The 17,690-nt window shown below is 64.3% G+C and carries 8 protein-coding genes; all 8 read left to right on the forward strand.

The features are described from left to right. Window positions 1–153: 153 nt before the first annotated feature. The 8 genes from HP499_RS00420 (at window position 154) to HP499_RS00455 (ending at window position 17,649) form a co-directional block, all read left to right on the forward strand. A complete protein-coding gene (locus HP499_RS00420; protein ID WP_216659597.1) occupies window positions 154–6,351 on the forward strand; it encodes an Ig-like domain-containing protein in 6,198 nt (2,065 codons plus the stop codon). Window positions 6,352–6,418: 67 nt separating this feature from the next. Next, the gene (locus tag HP499_RS00425; RefSeq protein WP_172322009.1) at window positions 6,419–7,390 is read left to right on the forward strand and encodes a MoxR family ATPase; all 972 of its coding nucleotides are present in this window, start codon (window positions 6,419–6,421) and stop codon (window positions 7,388–7,390) included. Between the two features lie 81 nt (window positions 7,391–7,471). After that, window positions 7,472–8,875 (forward strand): DUF58 domain-containing protein, encoded by a 1,404-nt coding sequence (locus HP499_RS00430; RefSeq protein WP_172322010.1) that lies wholly within the window; start codon window positions 7,472–7,474, stop codon window positions 8,873–8,875. Next, a complete protein-coding gene (locus HP499_RS00435; protein ID WP_172322011.1) occupies window positions 8,872–11,367 on the forward strand; it encodes a transglutaminase domain-containing protein in 2,496 nt (831 codons plus the stop codon). Before HP499_RS00430 ends, HP499_RS00435 begins: the two co-directional genes overlap by 4 nt. Beyond that, the gene (locus tag HP499_RS00440) at window positions 11,360–12,937 is read left to right on the forward strand and encodes an RDD family protein (RefSeq protein ID WP_172322012.1); all 1,578 of its coding nucleotides are present in this window, start codon (window positions 11,360–11,362) and stop codon (window positions 12,935–12,937) included. The genes HP499_RS00435 and HP499_RS00440 overlap by 8 nt, the downstream gene beginning before the upstream one ends. Continuing rightward, window positions 12,934–13,857, forward strand: coding sequence for a PP2C family serine/threonine-protein phosphatase (locus HP499_RS00445; RefSeq protein WP_172322013.1), 924 nt, complete (start codon window positions 12,934–12,936; stop codon window positions 13,855–13,857). The genes HP499_RS00440 and HP499_RS00445 overlap by 4 nt, the downstream gene beginning before the upstream one ends. Beyond that, window positions 13,844–15,880 carry a hypothetical protein gene (locus HP499_RS00450; RefSeq protein WP_172322014.1) on the forward strand — a complete coding sequence of 679 codons (2,037 nt, stop codon included), beginning with the start codon at window positions 13,844–13,846 and terminating at the stop codon, window positions 15,878–15,880. Before HP499_RS00445 ends, HP499_RS00450 begins: the two co-directional genes overlap by 14 nt. Continuing rightward, window positions 15,877–17,649, forward strand: a complete 1,773-nt coding sequence (locus HP499_RS00455; RefSeq protein ID WP_172322015.1) for a serine/threonine-protein kinase — start codon at window positions 15,877–15,879, stop codon at window positions 17,647–17,649. Before HP499_RS00450 ends, HP499_RS00455 begins: the two co-directional genes overlap by 4 nt. The last annotated feature ends 41 nt before the right edge of the window (window positions 17,650–17,690 follow it).

Consider the following 17,690-nt stretch of genomic DNA (forward strand, 5'->3'; position numbering starts at 1 on the left):
CGCCGACGCCAGCGATGGGGCACATCTCCCCATCGCGCGCCCAGTGGTTAAGGCCGTAGTCTGTCAAAGCCAATGGATAGCCCGGTCTCGGGTTTCCTCGATTGGACGTGGGGTGCGTGGGATAGTCTTAGGGACTGAAAATTCCGCCGCCGTATGGGGGTACTGCGGAATGCACGGCTGCCGGCATGTGTCGGTTGGCCCGGACGCCGCTGGGGAGCGGCTGTATATCAAGGGAATTTTGGGGCTGTGAGAAATTTCTTCGGCAAGTTGAGGCTGACGAGGCGTCAAAACAAGAAGTTCATAGCGGGAACTGCTGCAACGGCAGCGGGCGCGTTGTTGATCACCGGGGCTGTGCTGTACCCGGGATTCAAGACCACTGAGGTGGACTTGAACGACGGCGGCGTGTGGGTTGTGAGCAAGACCAAGAACGCCGTGGGCCGGTTGAACTACCCGTCGCGTGTTCTCGATGGTGCCGTGACTCCGGCAACCACCACCTTTGACGTCCTGCAGCATGACGGCAACGTCTTTGTCGACGACGAATCCGGTTCCACCATCAACCAGGTCTCTGCCGCGAACCTCAAGCTTGGCGGCGACAAGCAGCTGCCGTCGTCGTCGCAGGTGAGCTATGGCTCCACCGTACTGTCGGTGACCGATCCGGCCCGCGGCAAGGTGTGGGCGTTGTCTCCCTCCACCGTCAACGGTTTCGACGAAGAAGGCACCGAACCGGTCCTGACCGGCGAACAGGGATTGGTTTCCGCTGTAGGTGCCGATAACCGCATCTACACTGCGGATCCGGGGAAGGGCGAAATCACCGTTACCGCGGTTGACGCCAATGGCGAGCGGACAGACTCACAGGTCACCAAAATTGACGAACTCAAAGGCGCCGGAGACCTCCAGATCTCCGTCGTGGGGGACAAGCCGGTAGTCCTCGACGCCGGTTCCGGCAACCTGTTCCTGCCCGGCGGCCGCAAACTCCAGTTGCAGGACGCAAGGGAAGCCAAGCTGCAGCAGAGCGGCGAGGACAGCAGCTTCGTTGCCATCGCCACTCGGAAGGCCCTGCTGAAGCAGCCCTTGGATGGGTCCACAGCGGCAACAGTCAACGCCGACGGCGAAGGTGTCCCGGCTGCACCAGTGCAGGTCAGCAAGTGTGTTCACGCAGCCTGGTCCGGGGCCAACAAATATGTCCGCGACTGCGAGAACGATGCCGACGACAAGAAGAACGACGTCCCCAAGGCCAGTGCTTCGCCCAGCTACGTTTTCCGCGTCAACCGCGACCTCGTAGTCCTCAACGACGTGAACTCGGGCAGTGTGTGGCTGGTTAACCAGAACATGCAGCTCGTCAACAACTGGGACGATGTTGTCCCTCCGAAGAACCAGTCCGATGACCAGGACCAGGAGTCCGCGGACAACAACACCATCAACGTCCTGCCGGACCGTACCAAGCCCAACCGTGCACCGGAAACGAAGCCTGACGAGTTCGGTGTCCGTCCTGGCCGAACCACTATCCTCAGCGTCCTGGACAATGACTCAGACCCCGACGGCGACGTCCTCACCGCAGCTGTGGGCGCGAACGGACCAAAATCGGGGGCGCTGGAGAACATCTATGGTGGCTCAGCGTTCCAGCTCAAGGTTCCCGCTGACGCCAAGCCCGGCACGGAAACCTTCGACTACAACGCTTCGGACGGACGTGGCTTGTCCGCCGGTGGCCAGGTGACGCTGCGCGTCGTGGCTCCGGAGGACAACAAGCCTCCCTTCTTCAAACGCGGCGAGCCCACCACCATGCTGGTGGAGCAGGGCAAGTCCGTTAGCCAGAACATCCTGACAGACTGGATGGACCCTGACGGCGACGACCTCGTGCTTCTGGATGCCAAGACGGACAACGATCAGGACCAGGTGAAGGTCCGCCGCGACGGCCTGCTCACGTACCAGGACTCGGGTGCAGCACCGGGCAAGAAGAACGTCACCATCACGGTATGGGACGGCCGGGCCACCACCACCGGCAGGATCGTCGTCAACGTTCAGCCGCCGGGCGCTTTGGCGCCGGTGGTCAACGCCGACCACGTCACGGCAGTGGTAGGGCAGGACCTTGTCATCGCACCCCTCAAGAACGACGTCGATCCCAACGGTGGCGCCTTGCGCGTTGCCCATGTGGAAGCCGCCGGCCCGGCGGAGCTGGGTCCAGTGACCGACGGCGGTACATTCACTTTCCGGAGCACCACACCGGGCCCGGTCTACTTGACGTACATCGCCAGCAACGGCCCCCAAAGCAGCCAAGGCCTGATCCGCGTGGACGTCGAATCCGGCAAGGACTCCGGTGCGCCGGTTGCGGTCCACGACGTCGCCCTGCTCCCTGTAGGTGGCAGCGTCCTGGTGGATCCACTGGCCAACGACTCCGATCCTTCCGGCGGGGTGCTGGTCCTCCAATCCGTTACCGTCCCGGACGGCTCATCGGCCTCGGTCAGCGTGATCGACCACAGCGTGCTGCGCGTTACCGACGTACTCGGCGCGAAAGAACCTTTCGTGTTCAGCTACACCATGTCCAACGGCCGCGGCTCGGCCACAGGCACCGTGGGCGTCGTCCCGGTGCCGGCCCCCGCCGTCGTCGAGGCTCCGCAGCCGAAACCGGACGAAGTCAACGTCCGCGTCAACGATGTTGTAACCATTCCGGTCCTGGACAACGACACCCACCCGCAGGGTGAGGAACTCTCTGTTGACCCCGTACTGGCGCAGACCATTCCGGAAGAGGACGGCAAGGCGTTCATTTCCGAGAAGACCTTGCGCTTCATTGCCGGCCCCACTCCCAAGACCGTGCGTGCCATCTACAACGCGGTGGACCCGCAGGGCCAGAAGAGCGCCGCGGCTGTCACCATCCACATCCTGCCGCTGGAAGGTGCGCAGAACTCACGTCCGCAGCCGCAGAACCTCACCGCACGCGTAGTGGCCGGCGGCAGCGTCCGGATTCCGGTACCACTGGACGGCATCGACCCCGACGGCGACTCTGTCCAGTTGACCGGCATCGACAGCACCCCCACCATGGGAACCGCGACGGCGGGCAGCAGCTTCATCGATTTCGTCGCCGCCGGTGATGGCGCGGGAACCGACACGTTCCGGTACAAGGTGATTGACCGCCAAGGTGCGGTCAACACCGGAACGGTGACGGTCGGCGTCGCGCCCCGCGGTGAAGACAACCAAAAGCCTGCCCCAGTGGATGACGAAGTGCAGGTGCGGCCCGGACGGCAGATCGCCGTGGATGCCACTGCCAACGACACCGATCCCGACGGCGACATCATCCGTATCCTGACGGACAGCATCGAAGCCGACGCCGGACTCGAAGCACAGGTCAGTAAGACCAGTGGCCGTGTACTGGTCACAGCCCCTGCCGCAGAGGGCACAGTCAACGTCCGGTACTCCGTAGCCGATGACCGGGACGCCGTGGGCCAGGCCAGCATCAGGGTGATCGTCAAGAACGACATTCCTCTGCAGGCTCCTATCGCCCGCGATGACCGCGTCACGTCTGCCCAGACGCTGGGCAAGACCGCAGTGGACGTTCCGGTCCTGAAGAACGATGAGGATCCCGATGGCGTGGGGGAGAACCTCAAGGTCACCACGGGCTTGGAGACGGCCCGTCCGGGCTCCGAAGGCAACGTGGTGGTGGACCTCACCGAGCAGCCGCAGTTGGTGCCCTACACCGTGGAGGACGTGGACGGTCAGAAGTCCACTGCCATCATCTGGGTTCCGGGCATCGGCCAGCAGGTTCCGACACTCGCCAAGGATGAAGTGGTGGAGATGGTTTCAGGCCAGTCCGTCACCGTTAACCTGGCCGAATGGGTCAAGGTCCGCGAGGGTAAGTCGCCGAGGCTGACCCAGGCGGACCGCATCAAACTCATCGGTGCCGACGGCAGCGACCCCGTAGCCGGCAATGGAACGGCCCTGAAATACACGGCCGGCGCTGAATACGTTGGTCCCGGTTCCATCAGCTTCGAAGTCACTGACGGAAGCGGACCCGACGACCCCAACGGACTGAAGTCGACACTGAGCATCCGGACCAAGGTGCTGCCGGATCCGAACAAGAACAACCCGCCGGTGCTGCTGGGCAGCGACGTGGACGTTCCCAAGGGTGACTCGGCCAGCCTGGACCTGGAGAAGCTCGCGTCCGATCCCGATTCCGACGATGTTCAGAACATGAAGTATGAGTTGGCCGGCGCAGCCCCGGGTGGATTCAGGGTCAGCATCGATGGCAGGACCCTGAAGGTCTCGGCCGAAGATTCGGTGCAGATCGGCCAGGGCGGCACGGTCCAGGTGAAGGCCAAGGACCCGCGTGGCCTCGAAGCGATTGCAACCTACAAACTACGGTTGACGGCGTCCAACCGGCCCAAGCCGGTTGCCAATGACGATCTTGAGCCGGAGGCACAGTCCGGGAAGTCCGTCACCGTCAATGCGTTGGCGAACGACTCCAACCCGTTCCCGGATACGCCACTGAAAATTATCTCTGCGGTGACTGAAACGGGCGAAGGCACAGCAGAGGTCAGCGGTGGGAACGTCACCGTCACGCCGTCGTCGGGCTTCACCGGCACCATGGTTGTTGCCTATGTGGTGGGTGACAAGACAGGCGAAACCTCACGTTATGCCACGGCGCGCATCCGCCTCACGGTCAAAGACAAACCTGCGGCTCCCACCACGCCGCTCGCCCAAAGCGTGGGCGACCAGACAGCGTTGCTCAACTGGAACGCCTCCGCTGACCGCGGCTCGCCCATCACCAAATACACCGTGTACGGCGAGGGCGGATTCAAGCAGGACTGCCCGGCCAACACCTGCACGTTGACTGGACTGACCAACAACGTGAAGTATCACTTTGCCGTCACGGCGACCAATGCGATCGGTGAGTCTGAACGTTCGCCGGCATCCGCCGAGGTCCGTCCGGACGTCAAGCCCGATACTCCCATTGCTCCCACGCTGAAGTTTGGCGACAAGCAGGTGTCCGTGGCTTGGGTAGCCCCTGGCAGCAAGGGCTCGCCCATCAAGTCCTACGATCTTGAGATCTCACCGGCTCCGGCAGGGCAGAACCCCCAGATCCAGAACCTCACGGGCAACAGTCACGTGTGGACCGGACTGACCAACGGCGTGGCCTACAAGGTCCGCGTCCTGGCCCGGAATGACGCCAAGGAACCGTCCGAGTGGAGCCCCTACTCCGCGGCCGAAACACCAGCCGGTGTCCCGGCAACCCCTGCCGCGCCGTCCGTGGCGGGCGCCGGATCCGTGGGCGACCAGAGCCAACTCCAGGTCAGCTGGACCGCCCCGAACAACAACGGTGACGCCGTGTCCGCCTACACACTGACCACCTATCGCGGCGGCGCTGTGGTGACCACGCAGTCAGTGGGTGCCACGTCGCAGAACGTCACCGTAGCCAACAGCGAAGCTGATTATACGTTCACGGTGTCGGCTACCAACAAGGCAGGCGTCAGTGGGGTGAGCCAGCAGTCCGCGGCAATCCGTGCTGCGGGCAAGCCCGGGATGGTGGCTGCGCCCACAGCAGCTTTGGTGGAAACCAACGCGGCCGGAGGGAAAATCCGGGTGGCCTTCAACCCCCTGTCACAGCGGGAACGCAACGGCGCCAACGCTAACGAGATCAGCTACCGGTATGCGCTGACGTCCGGAGCCGCCAGCGGAGCGATTCCGGCCGGTGGTGGAATTGTTGCGGCACCCAACGGCCAGGATACGGCCGTGGTGGTGTGGGCGGTCTCCTCAAGAAACCCCACGCCTGGCGACAGGAGCCCTGCATCAAACGCTGTCAATCCTTATGGGCTTGCGGCTGCGCCGACCGTTACCGGCAGCAAGAGCAGCGGCGTCGGAGACAAGACGGTGTCCTGGACGTGGAACCAACCCAGCGGTAATGGCAGGCCGGTCACCGGTTACCAGTACAGCCTCGATGGCGGGGGATGGACTGACACCGGTCAGCGGAGTTTCTCCACGAGCGTAGGCTTCAGCGAAACGCACACCCTGAGAGTACGCGCCATCAGCGGCGGTCAGGCCGGCAACGTCGGAAGCGACACGTCGCGAAGCGGTTCGGCGCCCCCACCCCCGGAGCCGACATCACAGATACAGGTAGATGCGTCCAGCGTGCGGACTTGCCCGGGTAAGCCCGGCCAAACGGACAGTTACACCCCCGGCAGTCCCGCGAAGTGCGGTGTGGGTTGGGTGGAACGCTCCTGGGGCAAGATCACCGTCAACTGCACCAAGGACATCTACGGAAACGGCACCCCGTGGTACCGGCTCCAAGGCTCGCCCAAGGACGGCTGGTTCGTGAAGTCCACCACGGTGGATCTCTACGGACCGCGCCCCGGCGGTTGCTAGCCCGTTCGGGCCGGCAGCCAACAACAACGTCAAACCTCCACCGATACATAAGGAACAGGATCAACCGATGACCATGACAAACGAGCAAGCCGCCTGGTTTGCAGAAACGTTCGAGAAGCTCGTGGCCAACGTGGGCAAGGCGGTGCTCGGCAAGGAGCACGTCATCCGGCTGACCTTCACGGCGATGCTGGCCGAGGGCCACGTCCTGTTTGAAGACGCGCCGGGAACGGGCAAGACGTCGCTGGCCCGCGCCTTGGCAGCAACGGTGCAGGGTTCGCACAACCGTATCCAGTTCACGCCCGACCTCCTGCCCTCCGACGTCACCGGTGTGACCATCTATGACCAGAAGACCCAGAAGTTCGAGTTCCACAAGGGTCCGGTGTTCAACAACATCGTCCTGGCCGATGAAATCAACCGTGCATCGCCGAAGACACAGTCCGCGCTGCTGGAAGTCATGGAAGAATCCCGGGTGACCGTGGATGGAACCACCTATGAGGCAGGCCGCCCGTTCATGGTGCTGGCAACCCAGAACCCGATCGAGCAAGCAGGTACGTACCGCCTGCCCGAAGCACAGTTGGACCGCTTCCTGATCAAGACCTCCATCGGGTACCCGGACCACGCCTCCACAGTGCGCTTGTTGGGCGGGGCCAACTTGAAGGACCGGTCCAAGGAACTGACGGCGCTCATCACCACCCAGGCTGTGGCCGACATGGCCGATCTCGCAGCCACCACCCACGTGGACACTGCCGTGCTTGAGTACATCTCGCGGTTGTGCGAGGAGACCCGCAACGCATCCGAGACCCGCCCTGGTGTTTCCGTTCGTGGTGCACTTGCCATGGTCCGGGCCGCCAAGGTCTGGGCTGCCGGGCAGGGCCGTAACTTCGTGCTGCCGGATGACATCAAGGAACTGGCCCCCGTGGTGTGGACCCACCGTCTGGTGATGGATCCCGAGGCTGAGTTCTCCGGTGCAACGCCTGAGGTAGTCCTCACCCGGGTCCTGGCAGACGTCGCGGCCCCGCAGCAACGCGCCACGGCCTAGCCCGCGGCACCGGCGTCGGGTCAAACCAACACGGCGCACAGCACCCCCACCCTGCACCCCAGCTCAAACAAAGGCCTCCACATGTCCTCCAGCACACCCCTGACCAGGGCTGCTGACTCGTTCAAGCGCGCTACGGCCGCTGTGAGCGGCAAGATTCGCGGCGCCCGCACCCCCCGGAACGAGCCGGGCAAGCGTCCTGGCCGTACCGGGAAACCGGGCAAACCCAGCTCCCTGCACCCGGCGGCCGTGTGGGCCGAAGCCGCTGGAACTGCCGGCGAATTCCTCTCGCCGGTGTGGACCAAGGTCCGCGCTGCCTGGTTGAAGTTCGTGTGGCCGGTCCTGTCCGTGGTGAGCCTGCTGGGCTGGGTGGTCCTGGCTGCAGCAATCGGACTCTGGTGGGCCGGACAGGCGTGGGGCTGGCAGGAAGCGAAGGCCGCGGCGATGGTCGCGTTCCTGTTGTTCGTCCTGGCCATTGCCTTCATTGTGGGCCGCTCGGCCTACGGCGTGGTCCTGGACCTTGCCCGCACGCGCGTGGCCGTAGGCGATGACGCTGTGGGCAGTATTGCGGTTTCCAACGTCTCCACCAGGCCGTTGCTGCCGGCCGCATTGGAGCTTCCCGTTGGTGCCAATACTGCTGTGTTCCATCTGCCCCGCATGAAGCCGGCGCAGGTGCATGAGGACCTCTTCACCATTCCTACGGCCCGGCGTGCCGTGATCGTGGTGGGCCCGGTCCGTTCGGTACGCGCGGACCCCCTGCACCTTCTCCGCCGTCGCGTCATGTGGACCGAACCTGTGGACCTTTTCGTCCACCCCCGCACGGTGTCGCTGGGCAGCTCTGCCGCCGGCTTCATCCGCGACCTTGAAGGCATGCCCACCACGGAGCTCTCCAGCGCCGACGTTTCTTTCCATGCCTTGCGGGATTATGTCCCCGGAGATGACCGGCGGCATATCCACTGGAAGACCACGGCGCGTACCAACAAACTCATGGTCCGCCAGTTCGAAGAAACCCGCCGCGCACACCTCGCCATCGCCCTGTCCATCAATACTGACGAATACGATTCCGAGCCTGAGTTTGAAATGGCCATCTCAGTGGCGGCATCCATCGGACGCCAGGCCATCAGCGAACAGCGCGATCTCGACGTCCTGACCCAAAGAGGACCGCTCCGCTGCGAAACCGGCCGCAACCTGCTGGACGACGCCACCCGCATTGTCGGGGCACCCATGCGGAAGACCGCCGTCGACCTCGCACGGAACCTCTCAGACGCCGTTCCGAACGCTTCTGTGGTGTTCTTCGTCGTGGGCAGCCATGTCAGCGCGACCCAGCTCCGCACCTGCGCCGCATCCGTGCCCCCAGGAGTCCGCAGCCTGGCCGTACGCGTCCAACCCGGTACGGCGCCGTCGAGGGCCAACATCGCGGACCTGACCGTCCTCACCGTCGGCGACCTGGACGACCTCGCCATTGTTCTTCGAAAGGCGGCAGCATGAGCACCGTGCCGAACCTTCGCGTGCGTCCCCGCGCCGCCAAGGGAGCCAGGTCCGCAGGCCGTGCCAACAGCGCCGCCGGCGGGTCGATTTTTGCCGATGGCCGCCCCTTGTGGCACTTCGCGGTGGACTGCGGCGCCTTGGTGGTGCTGCTTTTCCTTGGAGTCCTCGGCTTCAGCCTGAGTTTCGGAGGGGATCCGCATTATCTGATCGCCGGCCTGGGCGGTGTGCTGCTTGGACTGGGCATCGCTGTCCTGAACGCCCATCTCCGTTTGGGGCTGTTGATCACCGTCGCCGTGACCTTTGGCGCCTACATGCTGTTCGGCTCCGCGCTTGCTGTCCCTGATTCAGCAGTCTTCGGTGTCCTGCCGAGCCTTGATTCGTTGCGGACCCTGCTGTTGGGCGTGGTGTTTTCCTGGAAGGACATGCTCACGGTAGGTGTTCCTGTGGGTACAGCCAATGGCATGCTCATTGTGCCGTTCCTCAGCTCGCTGGTGACCGCCTTGGCCGCTGGTCTGCTGACGTGGCGCCTGAAGAGCCCGTACTGGCCCTTGCTGCCCGTTTTGGTGTTGTTCGTCACGGGTATTGCCTTCAGCACCAGTGCCGGTTTCCTCAATGTGGAACGCGGTGTTTCCCTGACCATCGTTTCGATCGTATGGGCCACGTTCCGGCGCGATGTCCTTCGGCAAAGGAGCACCAAGACTGTCTCGGCCAACAGGCCGGATTCCGACGCCGGTGCCGCGCGCCGCGGCCAGCTCCGCAGGCTGGGGACTGCTGCAGCCGTGATTGCGGTTGCCGTCGGTGTCACCGCCATCGCCTCGCCGATTGTGACGGCCAGCGATGACCGGAAGGTGCTGCGGAACACGATCGTCCCGCCGTTCGATCCGCGTGACTACATCACTCCCTTGGCCAGCTTCCGGAACTTCGTCAAGGACGAGAAGGACAGCACGCTGTTCACCGTCAAGGGCTTGCCCAAGGACGCCCGCGTGCGCTTGGCCGCGCTCGATGCCTTCAACGGTTTGAACTACACCATGGATCCCAACAGCTCCGGCAACTTCAGCAAGGTGGGAGATGCCCGCTCGCTCAATACGCTGGCCGATACCGGGAGCCCGGTAAAAGGGACCAACTACACGTTGGACATCACCATTGAGGACTACCAGGGCTACTTCGTCCCTGGCGGCCGGCACACCACGGGCATGAGTTTTGCTGACACGTCCGGTGCGGCGTCGGGCCTGTACTTCAATGCCGGCACGGACACCGCGGTGACCACTAAAGGCCTGGCCAAGGGCGAGAACTACACGGTCCAGGTTGCGGACCCCGGCACCTTGGAGCACGGTCAGCTGACACAGTACGACTTCGCCAAGCTCACGCTGCCGGAGGCACAGGAAGTGCCGCCGATCGTTGCATCGCAGGCCAACGAATTGTCTGCAGATGCGCCCACGGCCATTGACCGCGTACGGCAGATCGAAGCACATTTCCAGAAGAGCGGTGCGTTCAGCAACGGCCTGGTGACGGAGGGACAGCTTCCGAGCCTCCCCGGGCATAGCGCCGCGCGGGTCCGCAACATGCTCTCTGCCAAGCAGATGCTGGGCGACGATGAACAGTACGCCGTGTCCATGTCCCTCATGCTCCGGCATCTGGGCATCCCCTCGCGCGTGGTGATGGGCTTTTATCCCGATCCCAAGAGCCCCGAAAACGGTGCCGGGGACGTCAAGATCACCGGCAAGGACGTCCACGCCTGGGTTGAGGTGGCTTTTGACCGTGTGGGCTGGGTTGCCTTCGATCCCACTCCGCCCAAGGACAACGTGCCCATCCCGCCGGATCCGGAGAACAAGTCCAAGCCCAAGCCACAGGTGTTGCAGCCTCCGCCCCCGCCGCAGGAACCGGCAGACCTTCCGCCGGACTCCACCCCGGATGCCCTGGACGCTGACGAGAAGAAGAACAACCCCTGGCTGTTCTGGGGTCCGCTGTTGGCCGCCATCGGTGTGGCGCTGATTCCGTTGGGGATCCTCGCCCTGCCACTGCTGCTCATCCTCCTGTTGAAAGCACGACGCCGGAAGGCCCGTTTCCGTGACGGCCACCCCGCCCAGCGGGTAGGCGGTGGATGGAACGAGGTGATCAGCCTTGCCACCGATATGGGCGCCTCGATCGATACCAAGTCCACGCGCCGCGAGTCGGCCACGGTCATCGCGGAGGCGTTCCCGAACGCGGGCGGCACCACCACGATGCTGGCCCACCGCGCCGACGCTGCGGTCTTTGGTGCCGGCCAGCCGAGCGAGGAGGAGGTCAAGCATTATTGGGAGATCGTGGATTCGTCCTTGACCGACATCACCGGAAGCGTAGGTTTCTGGAAGCGGCAGCAGGCCCGGTTCTCGCCGCGGTCCCTGTTGTCCGATGGCCGGGCTGCCTTGAGGCGCCGGGAGTTGGGAACCACTGATCCGGCGTCTCGTCGTCGATTCACCTGGCCGTTCAAGAAGGACACCACCAATGAGTAATGAGGCCGAACTCTGCCCGGCCTGCAAGCATGCAGTCCGTCCCGGGGCTGCGTTCTGCACCCAGTGCGGTTCCCCCCTGAGCAACCGCGGAGCCCGCAAGGAAGGGAACATCAACCACGCCCAAAAGGCGGCTTTGGAGTTCGCAACCCGGCAGGGCCTGCCCGATCCCGGTAGTATCTCGGTAGTGTCGGCGCCGGCGTCGCCGACGCACCCGGTGCCTTCGGGAGCCACCATCGCGCCGGACCGTATCACTGGGCCAGGGGGAGGGACCACCATGACCACCAAGCTCGAGCTGGTGCCCGCATCTGCCGGGAAGAGGCTTGGCGCTGCTGTACTGGACTGGCTGGGCCCCATCGCTGTCCTGGCTACCACCTTCGCCATTGGCATCGCCGGCATTACGCAAACCCGCAGGAACGGCTTCATTGTCTATGACACGGGCCTGCTGGTTCTCCTCGGCAGCATCGGCCTGGGCGTGACAGCGGTCTATGTCTTCGTGCTGCTGGCACTCGAGGCCAAATCCGGCAACACTGTGGGCAACCAACTCATGGGTATCCGAAGCGCCGACGCCGAGGGCTACGCTCCCGGGGCCGGTGCCGTGTTTGTCCGCGGCATCATCACCGGCGGCGTCCTGCTCCTTGGCGGGATCACCTCGGTGGTCCTTTCCGCCCTTGGCCTGATTTCCCTGGTCCTGTGGATCGGGCTTCCGTTGATGTTCCTCGGTGTCGTCTGGGCTATCCTCGTGGTGGTTTCCAATGCCTGGGACAAGAACGGCAAGCTGCGCGGCTGGCAGGACAAGGCCGCAAAGTCTTTGGTGTTCGACGTCCATGCAGGGCGCAACCCCGTGGCTACCGGAGGTATCCAGGGCCCCTATAGTTTTGCGCCGATGGATCTGCCTCCGGTGCAGCCGGTTGCTTCCCCGGTACCCTCCGGTGCCGGGCAGTCCACGACGATTCATGCTTCGCCTGCACAGGGAACTCACGCGCAGGCGGGCCCTGTGGTGCCGGCAGCCCAGCAACCCTCACATGACCCCAACCAGTGGCGTCCGCCGTCGGCTCCACGGCCACCTGCGGCAGCACAACAACAGGCACCGGCCACGCAGCAGCCCCACGTCATCCACCCTCAGGTGACGCCGCAACCCCAGGCCGAACAACAACCGTCCGCGCCGGTTCCCGGCTTTGGAAGCCATCCCGACGACGACGTCGAGCGCACCCAGATGCGCCCGGGCACCGCACGGGCACAAGCGGTCCTGCGGATCCAGGTAGATGACGGACAGGACGTGCAGCTGGGCGGTTCGTGCCTTTTGGGACGCAATCCTGCCGCACAGCCGGGTGAAGCTGTAGAGCAACTGTTGCCCGTGGTCGATCCCGGCAGGTCCATCTCCAAAACCCATCTGCATCTTCGGGTCGATGGTGATGGTGTCTGGGTCACGGACCGAAACTCGACCAACGGCAGCGCCGTTACCACGCCCGATGGCCTCCAGACACGACTCCATCCGGGCCAGCCAGTATTGGTCCGTCCCGGTTCCACCGTCCACTTTGGCGACCGTTCCTTCCACCTAGGACAAGCATGAATTCACAGCCGGCCACCCCTGCCAACGCCGAAACCGGAGCCCCCGGGGGGCCGTCCTTCGGCCTGAGCTACGGGTACGGGACGGATCGCGGACTCCGGCGTGAACTGAACGAGGACTCGTTCATCGCTGCCGACCCCGTTTTTGCTGTGGCCGACGGCATGGGTGGGCATGAGGCCGGCGAAATCGCCAGCGGCATGTGCGTACGGGCCTTGGGCAGTGCCCCCGAACTTGCTGCCGGTGTGCGTACCGCCTCTGCTGCGGATTTGCAGGCCTGCCTGTTGAGGGCCGACGCTGGAATCCGCAATGCCACGGGAGCACGCGCAGGAACCACATTGTCCGGCGTGGTGGTGGTGGAACAGATGGGCCTGCCCTACTGGCTGGTGATGAACATCGGCGATTCCCGGACCTACCGCCTCAGCCAAGGGGAGTTCACCCAGGTCAGCGTGGACCACTCCGAGGTCCAGGAACTGGTTGATTCCGGAGACATCACTGCCGAGCAGGCAACCATTCATCCCCGCCGCCACGTAGTGACCCGTGCCTTGGGCACCGGTGATGAGACCGAGGCCGATTTCTGGTTGCTTCCCATCCAGGAAGGCGACCGGATCATGATCTGCTCCGACGGCCTCAACGGTGAACTGGGCGATGACCACATGTTCCGCATCCTCAGCACCGTAGCCCATCCCCAGGATGCCGTGGATGCGCTGATCCAGGCTGCCCTGCGAAGCGGCGGCCGGGACAACGTCACCGTGATCGTGGTGGACGCCAAGAACGTCTTGAACGACGCCGGCATCGCCACCACAGCGCCCCGCCCCGAGGTTGCATCCGAGGTTGAAGAGGACACTCTTCCCCGGGCCTGGGTTAATGGCACGGATGAGCCATCCCCGGCTGACCAGGAGGAAGGCGCCGATGGCAAGCAGTAACCTTTCGCTGACCCGCTACCAGCAGGGTGACTGGTTTGGCGTGGTGCGGAACGGAACCGTGGTGCTCCTTGGCCCGGACACCCCGCATGCGCTGATCGATACCGTTTGGGAGTTGCTGGACTCAGCTCCCGAGGCCCATGAGGTCCTTCACGAAGTGACGGATGCCTTTGGCGTTTCACTGAGCCGCATCCCTCCGTTCGGGATCATCGATTCCAAGGATGCGCTCCGTGTTTTCCTCCGTGGTGATCTCGAATTGCTGGTCCAGTCCGAATCGGGCGCCGAGGAGCTCACCGGCCGTGATGTGACCACCTGGACGGAGCGCCGGCTTGCCGGCGTAACCTCCTACAGTCTCCGGATCGGTGGCGGCTCAGCCTCGGACATGCCGTTGAACAGCCTTCCCCTGGCGGAGGGTGTGGTGCTGTTGTCAGTCCTGGAAGCCGCCGGCGCACCAGCCCGCGAGGCAGGTCCTGCCATCCATGCTGCCGCCGTCCCGCTGGCGGAACCGAAGGAACCGGCAAAGGACAGGGAAGAGCAGCCCGCGGTTCAGGACCGGGTTTCCGATGAGACCATGATCGGTTACACAGAGGCTGACCTTGGGCTGACCATCGCACCGGGCCAACTCTCCGCCGGCCAGCTCTCCAACGGCCAGCCCTCCGACAACCGGGCCTCAGGTGGCCAGTCGGCGGCCGGCGAGTCTGCCGAAACCGACGAGTCTGCCGAAACCGACGAGTCTGCCGAAACCGACGAATCTCCGGAAGCCTACGGGTCTCCGGACGCCGGAGCGGTTGCCGGTGGGGCACTGGCTTCCATGTCATCAGCCTCGGCGGGGGAAATCCCTGCGGTAGTTGAGTCTTCGCAACCGGGAGCGCTCCCGCATCCCGATCACCTGCAAGGCCAGGAAAAGGACGACGAAACCGGGAAAGCGGCGGCTGCGGAGCCATCCGTCCACGATCCAGCGGTGGAGGACGCCCGGGAAGAGTCGGGGGCCCCTGTCCACACCAGCACCACCGATCCGTTGTTGCCCACGTTGGAAAACACCACCAACTACGATCACTTGTGGGACAAAACGGTGATGCGGAACATTGAAGACGCCGCTGTCCGGGCGGAAGAAGACTCCGACGACCACGACGCCCCTGCATCCAAAACGCCGGATGCTCCCCAGGCCTACACTCCGGAAACCCCTGTTGAGCAACTCCCTGCTCCGGAGCCGGCAGCCCGGGAATCCGTTGAGCAACCCGCGGCAGCCCCGCAAGGGTCCGGGCTGATCGATTCCGTGCCCTGGCTCCGCAGCAGCCCCGCCACGCCGGAGGCAGCCAGTGCCCCGCCTGGGCTTTCGAGCATGCCTGCCATGCCAGCTACAGGTACGGCCCCATCCACGGGAGCTGGCCCTTCACAGCCAGGTACGGACCCTGCCCCGCAGCTTCCGGGCGGCTGGCCGCCTGCCGGCGTCGTCGACGAGGATTCAGACCATGACGGCCAAACCATCATGAAGAGCAGCCTGGTTGCTGACCCTGCGGATGCAGCCAGTCCCGGGCCTGATGTTCCGAACGCCGCGGTTGCCAACGGGCCCAGCGTCCTTGCAAGGGTGTGCCCGCAAGGGCACGCAAATCCGCCTACGTACCCGCAGTGTTCCGTTTGTGGCACCGCATTGTCCGGCGATGCGCAGCAGGTCCCGCGTCCATGTCTTGGCCGGATGCGCCTTTCCACAGGTGAGCTGATTGATCTTGACCAGTCGCTGATCATTGGACGGCAACCTTCCGTTTCCCGTGTCCAGGGCGGCACCATGCCCAAGCTGGTGCAGGTGGAGAGTCCCGGTGGGGACATCTCCCGCTCCCACGTCGAGGTCAGGTTGGAAGGTTGGCACGTCATGTTGTGCGACCTGAAGGCAACCAACGGAACAGTGTTGATCAGGGAAGGCCAGGCACCCCGCCGGCTTGCCCAAAACGAGATGGCCATCCTGTTGGACGGCGACATCGCCGAGTTGGGTGACGACATTTCATTGCGTTTCGAGGAGATTCTTTGAGTTCCAAGAGGCCCCCCGCGCCGCCTCCACCCATTCCCGGATTCCAGTACGTCAGCCTGCTCGGCTCGGGCGGATTCTCGGATGTGTACCTGTACGAACAAGACAGGCCCCGCCGCAAAGTAGCCGTTAAGGTGCTGCTTTCGGACCTGAAAACCGAGGGCGCACGGCGTCGCTTCGAGTCCGAGGCCAACCTGATGGCCCAGCTATCCTCGCACCCGTACATCGTGACGATCTTCGAAGCGGAGATCACGGAGAACGGCCATTCCTACCTCGCCATGGAATATTGCTCCAGGCCGAGCCTCGATGTCCGGTACCGCCGGCAGCGCTTCAGCGTGGACGAGGTCCTGGCCGTCGGCATCCAGGTGGCTTCCGCCGTCGAAACCGCCCACCGGGCCGGCATTGTGCACCGTGACATTAAGCCTGCAAATATCCTGGTCACCGACTACAACCGGCCTGCCCTGACGGACTTTGGTATCTCCGGTACCATCGGCGCCGACACCGAGGATGACGCCGGGATGTCCATTCCGTGGTCGCCGCCGGAGCAGTTCCGTGGCGGCGCCGTGGACGGGGTTCCCGTGGACATCTGGGCCCTTGGCGCCACCCTGTACACGCTCCTGGCCGGCCGTTCGCCCTTTGTTCTGCCCGGGCAGGACAATTCGCAGCGCGAGCTCATTTCGCGCATCACCAACTCGCCCCTTCCCAGGCTTGGGCGGGCGGATGTTCCGGAGTCCCTGGAGCTGGTGCTGGCCACGTCCATGGCGAAATCGCCGGGGTCCCGGTACTCCTCGGCCCATGCTTTTGCCTTGGCGCTCCAACGGATCCAGACAGAACTGAATTTGTCAGTGACGCCCTTTGAGGTTCTTGAGGAACCCGGTCACGGCGACGAGCAACATCCGGATGACAACTTCGAGGAAACCCGGGTCCGGAGCATTGCGTCCATCGATCCGGACGCGTCCGGAACGGCCACCACGGGTTCCGCGCCCACGTTCCCGGCGCGGACCTTTCCCTCCACCGTTCCAGGGGCCACCCAGCCTCCTGGGCAGTTGGCCGGTCCGCCGCAGACAGTGCAGCCGAACCAGCTCAGGCCCGCCCAGCCAACGCAAGCCCAACCAACTCCCGCCCAACCAACGCAAGCCGGCACCACTCAGCAAACCCCGCCCCGGTTCCATGCGCCGGTCCGGGACAACAGCCCAGCGGAGGAACCGGACGTTGCTGAGTCCACAGTCCTTCGCGGTTGGCAGTCCTCACCGGGCACGGTGGACGATGCCACGGTCGACCGCTCGAATGCCTCTGCAGGGGTACCGGCGGCGGGTGAAGATGACGTCCCGGCAGCGGACCACAGCAAGCGCAATCTGTGGCTTGCCGCCACCGGCGCAGCAGTGCTGGTGGTCGCCGTCGTGGTTGGCATGGTCCTGGGCTCCTCGGCACCACCGAAAGTCGCTCCGACGGAAACGGCCAGCAAAGCTCCGGCCGACCCCTTGGATAGTGGCAGCGTCCCTGACGTCGAAGCACTGGCCGCGGCGCGGGATACCAAGGATCCGAACATCATTGTTTTCTCGTGGAAGAACCCGCAGCCCAAAGAGGGCGATACCTACAAGTGGCGCACCAAATCGGCCAAAGCCGACGGCGCCTACGAGACCACACGGACAGAGAAGGCATTCGTCTCCGGATTCGGTGAACCGCCCATTTGCGTGCAGGTCATTATTGTCCGATCGGACGGCAGCGCGTCGCCTGAGGGGCCGGGCTCCATCGCTTGCCTGGACGGGTAGCCGGCAGATGAAACTTACTTACCGCCGACTGAGGAGGCACA

Source organism: Paenarthrobacter sp. CM16, assembly GCF_013179505.1.
In the GTDB taxonomy this organism is placed as follows: domain Bacteria; phylum Actinomycetota; class Actinomycetes; order Actinomycetales; family Micrococcaceae; genus Arthrobacter.